This window comes from Oleiphilus sp. HI0061, from assembly GCF_001635675.1.
In genome coordinates, this window is sequence record NZ_LWFE01001530.1 from 1 (window position 1) to 1,130 (window position 1,130).

A 1,130-nucleotide genomic window follows, 5' to 3' on the forward strand; every position below is an offset into this window, starting at 1 on the left:
CCTGCTCACGTGTCACTGGCCGCATAGAAGAGGTCTCGATCAAAACTGATGCACTAGGTTCTCTTGAGTCACGAACAAACACCGACCTCTTCGGAATAGCCAAATGAACTCTGGCGCTACGGATATTTCTGAAACTGGATATTGATCGCGCCAGCTCACCTTCCAGGCCTCGCTTAAATCGTGTCGACTCCATAAACTGGCTAGTACCCAAGGCCTGATCCTGGTCAAGGATCTCATAGCCGACACTGTTATCGCTTGTAATGCCATTCGCTGCCAGCTTCATTCTTGCTTCATGAACCCTGCCCGCTTCAACAAGCAATATGCCGGTACGGTGATCCATCTTGAAGTCAACACCATTCAAGTTAAGAATGCTTGAAACTTCTTCCAGGTCCTGAGCTTCTACCGAGCTCATCAACGGCTGATAGTCCGGCTCCTGAAGCCATAAAACAAGCGCCAAACCGAGGGCAACACTCGCGGCCAAACCTACCATCAAACCTACTTGCCGAAAGATTCCAAGCCGGTTTATACCGGTCATCAAGTCACTTTCAGTGCCGACAACGTCAGGCTCACCCGAGATACCACCCACCTGAGCGGGCAATGCTGAGTCTGTACCTGTATCTGTGGGTGCGAGTGCCATAAGTTAACCTTTTACTAAAATCCAAATAAGCAGTGCTTGTTCAAATACCAATCATTACAAACGAGAAGCAAACACTTAAACCGGCATTTTCATAATATCCTGATACGCCTGTACAACCTTATTCCTTACTTGCGTCAACGCCTGAAAAGATACCGATGCTTTCTGAGATTGCACCATTACCTGCGAAAGCGTAACGCTTGGGTCACCCTGCTCAAAAGCCTTAGCCATTTGACCCGCTTTTAATTGTGTATCATTGACCGAGCCAACCGCACTAGACAGCATGTCACTGAATTTAGGTGTTTGGCTCGCTTCCTGGGTGGCATTAATTTTTGTAGGAGATATTTCTTCAGTCTGAACCTGAGTTTTCTGAACCTGCGCACGCAGATTTTTCATCTCAGCCAGCACCTGATTGATATCTGCTCTAGCCCCTACGGAGTTAATCCCAGACATACATCCCCCTTGTCAAAATTTCGTTACTAAAAATACGCTTAAG

1 protein-coding gene and 1 pseudogene are annotated in these 1,130 nt (G+C 47.3%); both read right to left on the bottom strand.

Annotation, left to right across the window (positions count from 1 at the left end; translation table 11 throughout):
- Nucleotides 1-637: pseudogene (locus A3735_RS23835) on the bottom strand (flagellar basal body M-ring protein FliF); the annotation flags it as partial.
- A gap of 75 nt (nt 638-712) precedes the next feature.
- On the bottom strand, nt 713-1,087 hold the full coding sequence (gene fliE, locus A3735_RS23840; protein ID WP_068508204.1) for a flagellar hook-basal body complex protein FliE: 375 nt from the start codon (nt 1,085-1,087) through the stop codon (nt 713-715).
- Between the last annotated feature and the right edge of the window lie 43 nt (nt 1,088-1,130).